We start from the raw sequence: 7546 nt of genomic DNA, 5'->3' as shown, positions 1-7546 counted from the left end.
CCCTGCACCCCCCCCGGTCCTGTCGCTCCTGTTTCTCCTTGTGGTCCTCTCAATCCTTGTGGTCCCTGCTGTCCTTCTGGTCCAGTTGCACCTATTGGTCCAACTGGTCCTTGTATCCCTTGCACACCTTGAGGTCCTGTCGGGCCCATCTCCCCCATCGGACCTTGTAATCCTCTTGGTCCTTGAGGTCCTGTTGGACCTTGTGGACCAGTTGGGCCAGTAATCCCAATGCCAGTAAATCCCGTTGGAACGGGTGGAAAGGTAGGCCCAATAAGATTTGGTGGAATTCTGAAATTAGAGTTTAATGAATGTTTTTTATCGCGCTCTCTCACACTTTCACCACCTGCACACCATCTTTTTTACATGAAACAAACCTCTTCTTCTTAATATGTATTTACAAAAACAAACTCAAAGACTATTTTTATTTGAAATAATAAAAACTCCCTTAAATCCTTAAGGGAGTCCAGCAACTGAATCCATATTATCTGTATTTGGGACAGCTTGTGCTATACTCGATGTGTTTACACTTTGCCCCGTATTTGTGCCTGTTACAGTACCAGCAGGCGTACCCCTTGTATATGTTGTCGTCACCGAATCTCCTGGTTGCAAGCAAAGCTTCGTCTCCGTTCCTATTACTGTAACAACATCAATCCACGTACACCCCATTGAACCACTATACGATTTCGAAGCAGTAAATGACGTATCACTCAAATTATCACCGGTAAATATATTACCAGTGTTATTCACAATAACAAACTCTTTTATATGAGCAGGCATAATTACACTCTACCTTTCCTCTATGAACCTAATGTACGTGTACTCGTTGCTAACGGCGGAAGAAACACTGATGTTCGAATCACTGCTTCTGGCTGCCTTTTCCCATTTAAAAAAACTGCCGCGCTCGAACCTCCAGCACCTGCATATATTTTTGCTACAGCTAAAGGTGCGATATTATAACAGTCGCCAACATTAACAGCTCCTGTATTGTTAATAATTTTTACTTTACGCATGTTAATCCCCATTTATCCCTCCCCCTTTTGTATACTGTATGCAAAAGAAAAAAACTTGAAACAAACACGTTTCAAGTTTTTAAACTACTTATTTCGTTTCACCTTCATATTGAAGCATACCGCCAACCATGTTCATTGTTTTATATCCTTGCTCATTTAAATAATGGCATACATTTTCACTGCGCATTCCCGAGCGACAAATAAAGATATATTCATTCTCTTTATCAAAGAAATCTACTTTATTTGGGATATCACCCATTTTAATATGTACAGCTTCTGGAATTTTCCCTGCTGCTACTTCTTCATCTTCCCTTACGTCTACTAAAAATAACATTTCACCATTTTCTAAACGTTCTTGCACTTCTTCTGTAGTGATTGTTTTAACTTCTGTCATATTTCGTTCCTCCTTATATACAATAAAACCTTTAGTCTCTTCCTTAAAAAGCATGTCTAATCAATTTTAGCATGCGAAAGAAAGAACGCAAAGAATGCAAAATTTATTTCTCAATTTTCTCGCAAAACTTATTCTTTACAAACATAACTCGTGCATTGTATCCTCAATATACTTGTTTTATGAAAGGAGCCAATGAAAATGACACTTTTTCTTTTCATTACCGGCATCATTTTCTTAATCGCTGCAATTATTGCTCTTAGTATGAAAAATAATAAAAAGATAAAATCGCCACAAGAAATATCATTCTTATTTTTATTACTTAGTATAGCGTTCTTTGGTATAGCAATTGCCACATATATTTTCCGTCTACAAATCATGTAAAAAAAGGTGCCTACTACATACATTGCACCTTTTTCACACCATTTCTTTTCTACACAAAACTAGATACTTTCCGATTTAAAAACTCATAAACCTTTTTTTCAAATAAATGAATATCAAATGCTCCCGCCATATGCCCATTTATACTTTCTATCTCATACACTTCCGCATACTTCCCTTGTTTTTGCAACATGTCTACCATTTTATAATTATAACGTGACGGCTGAAGCAAATCTTGTTTACACGGAATCATAAGTACATTTGCTTCTATATGAGACAGCGCCTCTTCTAAAGACGAAAATCCATGCGCAATATCATGTAATAAAACTGCTTTCGCAGTATATATCCACGAATTTGCATCTACTAACTCTATACCTCTATATGTCACTTTATTTATTTCTTTCTCAAATGACGTCAATGTAGAAACCTTTTCATAAGGAGCTACTTCTATACTATTACGAGGGAATGTTGTTTCATAAAAATGCTCATCAAACGCGTTCATAAACATCATTCTATTTGCTAAATGAAGCCCCTTCATTGGCTGCTCTTCTCCATATTTTCCACCCCTCCAACTTGGATCTAGTTGAATGGCCTCAATAGCATTTTGCGCTACATTTACTGACGTAATAATTGGATTTTGCGGATTCGTAATAACACCAATCATTCGCTCTACCATATGAGGATAATGAACAGCCCATTGCTGCGCAATCATCCCGCCAGCTGACGGTCCCATTACAGCATGTAGCCTTGCGATTCCCATATCTTTTATTAACTCATATTGCATACGAGCTACATCAAGAAATGTAAAAACCGGGAAATCCATCGCATATTCATCTCCAGTTTTCGGATCAATTGATTTCGGTCCTGTTGTAATCACATAAGGGTTCTTTACCTGCACATTACAAAGATTATCAGTGCATATAACAAAGTATTTATTTGTATCAATTGCTTTTCCAGGTCCAATTAAACCATCCCACCAACCAGACTCCTCATCATGCGCTGTATATTTTCCTGCCGCGTGACTCGTTGCACTAAAATGATGACAAACCAAAATCGCATTTGACCTTTCTCTATTTAAAGTACCATACGTCTCATACCCCATTTGAACAGGAATTTCCCTACCATTTTCAAACGTAAACTCCCTTAAAACAAACTTCTCTTTTTTTACAATTTGCACAGACTCTCCCTCTTCCCGTTATAGTATGAACTGCTTACTACATGTTTTTTTCTATGCAAACCAAACTCCTTCTTCTTTTCATAAATAAATGAATAATATACAAAATTAGCCACAAAATAGCACTATATTACACAATTAAAGAGGGAATACATATGATTTGGAATTGGCTACGTAAGAAAAAAAAATCAAATACAACAAAGAAAAACGAAACAGATAACTTGGAGCAACAACCTAACAATCCAGAGGATGATAACAAAGAACAAACTAGAAGTATGAAACATAATAAAGTTAGCAATGGCGCGCAAAAAAAAGAGGAAAACAAGGATTCTTCTCAGGATCAACAACAACACTCTAAACAAAACGACTCAGATCAGAATCAGCAGCAAAGTTCTAAACAAGACCACTCGAATCAGGATCAACAACAACAACAACAACAACAACAACAACAACAACAACAACAACAACAACAACAACACTCTAAGCAAGACGACTCAGATCAGAATCAACAACAACATTCCAAACAAGACGACTCAGATCAGAATCAGCAGCAACAGCAACATTCTAAACAAGACGACTCGAATCAGAATCAACAACAACATTCTAAACAAGACGACTCGGATCAGAATCAACAACATTCTAAACAAGATAACTCGGAGCAAAATCAACAACAAAGCTCTAAACAAGGTAACTCGGATCAAAATCATCAGCAAAGCTCTAAACAAGGTAACTCGGATCAGAATCAACAACATTCTAAACAAGATAACTCGGATCAAAATCAACAGCAAAACTCTAAACAAGATAACTCGGATCAAAATCAACAGCAAAGCTCTAAACAAGGTAACTCGGATCAAAATCAGCAGCAAAACTCTAAACAAGATAACTTGGAGCAAGATCAACAACAAGGATCTGGAAATAATAGTATTTATGATTTTACGAAACCAGGAAAAGACCGTATTCATTCTCTACAAGATTTAATAGAGAAGCTCAAAAAGTCTAGTGATTTTGTTAATTACCATACATCTGATGATGAAACAATGCCTTATTGGATTTCTTACTATCGCCCTTCGCTTGATGGAGAGAAATTGCAAAAATATTTAATGCCTACTCTTTTAGAACGACCTAGTGCTTCACTAGAAGAGCTGAAAGAACATATTCCGATGAGCGGCATTACAATCACGAACGATTTACAAAAAATTGAGGATATGGTGTTAAAAGGACATGCGATTATTCAATTGAACCAGCAAGATCAAAAATGTATGCTTGCAAACATCGCGATTGATAATTATCGTGCACCAACTCCTCCTTTAAACGAATCGACTGTTATCGGTCCTCAAGAAGGTTTCGTAGAGGATATTGATACAAATATTAATTTAGTTCGAAAACGGCTTCCTGTTTTAGATTTACAAACAAAAGAAATGATTGTCGGTGAGTTTTCCAAAACAAAAGTTGTCATGATGTATTTAGACAACCTCGCTGAAAAAGATAATGTAGATTTTCTCGAGGAGTCATTACGCGCTCTTGAATATGATCAAATTAATGATAGCGCTTATATACAAGAACTAATGGGAGAAAAGTCAATTTTCCCCCTCTACATCAATACAGAGCGTACTGATAGAGTTACAAAAGCACTAATTGATGGAAAAATCGCTATTTTTGTGGATGGTTCTCCAAGTGTCCTACTAACACCTGTATCCTATTTCGATTTTTTCATTTCGCCAGAAGACTATAACGTCTCTTGGCTATATGCTACATTTTCAAGGATTTTAAGATTAATCGCCGTTCTATTTTCAATTTGTGCTACACCGTTATACGTTGCAGTTTTAAATTATCATTATGAACTTATTCCAAGCGATTTACTTGAAACTTTGATTTTATCAAGAGCTCAAGTACCGTTCCCACCTTTAATTGAAGCACTATTTTTAGAACTTGCAATCGACTTATTGAGAGAGGCTGGCGCAAGGTTACCGATGAAAGTTGGTCAAACGCTCGGTATTGTAGGCGGTATCGTAATCGGACAAGCATCTGTACAAGCTGGTTTAACGAGTAATATTTTATTAATTATCGTTGCCTTATCAGCACTTGCTTCCTTTATTACACCTATTTATAAAATGGGTAATGCTGTTCGATTACTACGTTTTCCATTTCTTATGTTTGCAGAAATAGGCGGATTATTCGGGATTTCTCTTGGATTTATCTTTTTATTTACTCATCTATTCAGGCTCACTTCCTTACGTAAACCGTACGCTTTGTTTTACCCGACAAGACAACAATCTGTTAAAGATTCTTGGATTCGTTTTCCTTTAACAATGATTGATACAAGAGATGTACAAGCAAGGCCACAACATGTAAAAAAAGCAGCAAAAGGAATTTCAACAAAACATAGATCAGACTTCGATGATTAAGGAATGAGGTGCATTGATGAGTAAAGTTCAAGAAAAATATCAAATATCACCTGTTTTTGTCTTCTTCTTAATTCATGGTGCACAGTTTGGAGCTGGCGTTCTCGGCTTCGCTCGAATCACTGCAAAGGCCGCTGGATACGACGGCTGGATGGGCGTTCTAATCACAGGACTCTGTATCCAAATTCTTATATGGATGATGTATTTTTTATTAAAAGAAACAAACGGTAATTTAATCGACTTACATCGGCAAACATTTGGAAAGTGGCTAGGAAACGGCGTTAACATCGTCTTTGCAGCTTATTTTTTAATCGTCAGTATTTCTGTTATTCGAACATACGTTGAAATTATTCAAGTATGGATGTTTCCTACCGCTTCCACCTTTATGTTAACACTATTTTTATGCTTAGTTAGCTATTACATTATATCTTCTGGATTTCGTGTAATTACCGGTATTTGCGTCATCTCTGTTGGTGGTACATTAGGATATTTATTTCTAAGCTTATTCGTTTTGAAATATTCACATTGGGAGAATTTACTACCTATATTCACACATTCTCTTTCAGACATTTTAAAATCCGCTCAACTGTCAATCTACAGTATGACCGGTTTTGAGATTTACCTCATGGTGTATCCATTTGTGAAAAAGCCTATGCAATCTCATAAATACGCTCAGCTTGGAGCACTATTTTCAAACCTTCTATATTTAATTAGTACCCTTTTAGCCTTTTCATTTTTTAGTGAAAAACAATTATTAAAGACGATATGGGCCCAACTTTCTATGACCCAAGTCATTCAATTACCATTCATAGAAAGGCTAGAGTATATTGCAATTTCAGGCTATGCACTCGTTATTATTACAAGTTTTATTCTTCCTTTGTGGGCGGCGACGAGAGCAACGCACGAAATATTCCGTATAAAACAAAGAGGTGTTTTAATCGCTTTTATGCTTATTACCCTTGTTGTTTCACAGCTTTTAACAAACAGACACGATATTAATAATTTTATTAGTAATGCATCGAAAGGGAGCTTTTGGCTCATTTATGTATACATCCCAATCCTATTTATCATTGTGTGGGTGAAAAGAAAATGGAAAAAATCAAAAAAAAATTAATACTTATCTCTTGTATAACACTCTTCAGTTTAACTGGATGTTTACAAAAAAATATTATCGACGACGTACACCTTATACAAGGAACTGTCTTTGATGTAGCAAAAGATAATAAAATAAAGGTAACATTTGTTTGTCCTATTCAGCAAAAAGGCAACAAAGTTCAAGTTTTTGAAGGAACAGCAAATGCGGTAAAACAAGTAAAAGCTGACACATCTTTAGAGTCTTCTCAACCATTTGCCAGCGGACAAATGCGGGTTTCTCTATTTACCATCCGAATTGCTAAGAAAGGAATGGTTGCTTCCTTCGATACATTAATTCGTGATGTAAATATCGGAAATGCCTTATATGTTGCTTTACTTGACGGTAATGGTACTGAACTTTTAAAAGGAAAGTACACGACTTCATCCAACGTTGCAATTTATATAAAAAAAATGCTAGAACATAATATGGAGACCGGTCCTTTACCAACAGATAATCTGCATGTAGGAGCATTCCGTTATTATCAAGAAGGGCAAGACTACTATATTCCAATTCTAAAGAAACATGGTGATAAAATAAAAATCACGGGAATTGGTCTTTTTAAAAAAGATAAATATGTTGGTAAAATTGCGGAAACAGATATGTTTATATTTAAAGGAATTTTGGAGAAACATAAGTTAGATTCACATGAATTTAAAGCAAATCCTGGGTACGTAATGATTAATAATATTCGTTCTGTTCCAACATACGATATAAAAATAAAAAATGGAAAGCCTTCCTTTTCCATTCATGTTACGCTTGAGGCTCGTATTCAAGAAGTATCAAAACAAATTAACTTAGAGAATGCTAAGAACACAAAAAAGATTGAGAAGGTCGTTCAAAAACAATTGGAGACACAAGCTAACAAATTAATTAAGCAATTCAAATCTTTAAATGTCGATCCCCTCGGACTAGGAGCAAAATATAAACAACATTACCGTCCATTCAAGTTAGAAGAGTGGAAACAGATGTACAAAGATGTCCCTGTTACTGTAAAATACACCGTAAATATTACAAATTCTGGTGTAATCGAATGAGAAATGATTGAACTCCTCT

9 protein-coding genes are annotated in these 7546 nt (G+C 35.9%); 4 read left to right on the top strand and 5 right to left on the bottom strand.

Features of this window, described 5'->3' with window-relative positions; genetic code table 11:
- From BAQ44_RS26050 to BAQ44_RS26035, 4 genes are all read right to left on the bottom strand, one after another.
- The coding region (locus BAQ44_RS26050) for an exosporium leader peptide-containing protein (protein ID WP_131801872.1) at nt 1–332 on the bottom strand (332 nt) is incomplete at its 3' end.
- Between the two features lie 121 nt (nt 333–453).
- Nucleotides 454–777 carry a hypothetical protein gene (locus tag BAQ44_RS26045; protein WP_061676794.1) on the bottom strand — a complete coding sequence of 108 codons (324 nt, stop codon included), beginning with the start codon at nt 775–777 and terminating at the stop codon, nt 454–456.
- A gap of 20 nt (nt 778–797) precedes the next feature.
- Nucleotides 798–1022: a spore germination protein gene (locus BAQ44_RS26040; protein ID WP_002067672.1), complete on the bottom strand. Its 225-nt coding sequence runs from the start codon at nt 1020–1022 to the stop codon at nt 798–800.
- A gap of 76 nt (nt 1023–1098) precedes the next feature.
- Entirely contained in the window at nt 1099–1404 is a 306-nt protein-coding gene (locus BAQ44_RS26035; protein WP_071724584.1) for a rhodanese-like domain-containing protein, read from the bottom strand.
- Nucleotides 1405–1602: 198 nt separating this feature from the next.
- Between BAQ44_RS26035 and BAQ44_RS26030 the strand changes: the two genes are divergently transcribed.
- Nucleotides 1603–1785, top strand: a complete 183-nt coding sequence (locus tag BAQ44_RS26030; protein WP_016085879.1) for a hypothetical protein — start codon at nt 1603–1605, stop codon at nt 1783–1785.
- A 49-nt stretch (nt 1786–1834) separates the two neighbouring features.
- Here the strand turns inward: BAQ44_RS26030 and BAQ44_RS26025 are convergent, their stop codons facing one another.
- Nucleotides 1835–2959: a homoserine O-acetyltransferase family protein gene (locus BAQ44_RS26025; RefSeq protein WP_071724583.1), complete on the bottom strand. Its 1125-nt coding sequence runs from the start codon at nt 2957–2959 to the stop codon at nt 1835–1837.
- Nucleotides 2960–3111: 152 nt separating this feature from the next.
- On the opposite strand from BAQ44_RS26025, the gene BAQ44_RS30055 reads away from it, so the two are divergent.
- The 3 genes from BAQ44_RS30055 to BAQ44_RS26000 are packed head-to-tail and all read left to right on the top strand — an operon-like array spanning nt 3112 to nt 7527.
- Nucleotides 3112–5361, top strand: a complete 2250-nt coding sequence (locus BAQ44_RS30055) for a spore germination protein (RefSeq protein ID WP_084669642.1) — start codon at nt 3112–3114, stop codon at nt 5359–5361.
- Between the two features lie 16 nt (nt 5362–5377).
- The gene (locus BAQ44_RS26005) at nt 5378–6472 is read left to right on the top strand and encodes a spore germination protein (RefSeq protein ID WP_071724579.1); all 1095 of its coding nucleotides are present in this window, start codon (nt 5378–5380) and stop codon (nt 6470–6472) included.
- Nucleotides 6448–7527, top strand: a complete 1080-nt coding sequence (locus tag BAQ44_RS26000; RefSeq protein WP_071724577.1) for a Ger(x)C family spore germination protein — start codon at nt 6448–6450, stop codon at nt 7525–7527. The genes BAQ44_RS26005 and BAQ44_RS26000 overlap by 25 nt, the downstream gene beginning before the upstream one ends.
- Nucleotides 7528–7546 lie beyond the last annotated feature (19 nt).

The organism is Bacillus mobilis, from assembly GCF_001884045.1.
GTDB classification, from domain to species: domain Bacteria; phylum Bacillota; class Bacilli; order Bacillales; family Bacillaceae_G; genus Bacillus_A; species Bacillus_A mobilis.
Note: the sequence above shows the minus strand (reverse complement) of the source record. Positions and strands in the feature narration are given on the sequence as shown.

Excerpts from the sequence above, each read along its gene's own strand:
- BAQ44_RS26045 (WP_061676794.1), bottom strand. The coding sequence starts at position 777 with ATGCCTGCTCATATAAAAGAGTTTGTTATTGTGAATAACACTGGTAAT.
- BAQ44_RS26040 (WP_002067672.1), bottom strand. The coding sequence starts at position 1,022 with ATGGGGATTAACATGCGTAAAGTAAAAATTATTAACAATACAGGAGCT.
- BAQ44_RS26035 (WP_071724584.1), bottom strand. The coding sequence starts at position 1,404 with ATGACAGAAGTTAAAACAATCACTACAGAAGAAGTGCAAGAACGTTTA.
- BAQ44_RS26030 (WP_016085879.1), top strand. The coding sequence starts at position 1,603 with ATGACACTTTTTCTTTTCATTACCGGCATCATTTTCTTAATCGCTGCA.
- BAQ44_RS30055 (WP_084669642.1), top strand. The coding sequence starts at position 3,112 with ATGATTTGGAATTGGCTACGTAAGAAAAAAAAATCAAATACAACAAAG.
- BAQ44_RS26005 (WP_071724579.1), top strand. The coding sequence starts at position 5,378 with ATGAGTAAAGTTCAAGAAAAATATCAAATATCACCTGTTTTTGTCTTC.
- BAQ44_RS26000 (WP_071724577.1), top strand. The coding sequence starts at position 6,448 with ATGGAAAAAATCAAAAAAAAATTAATACTTATCTCTTGTATAACACTC.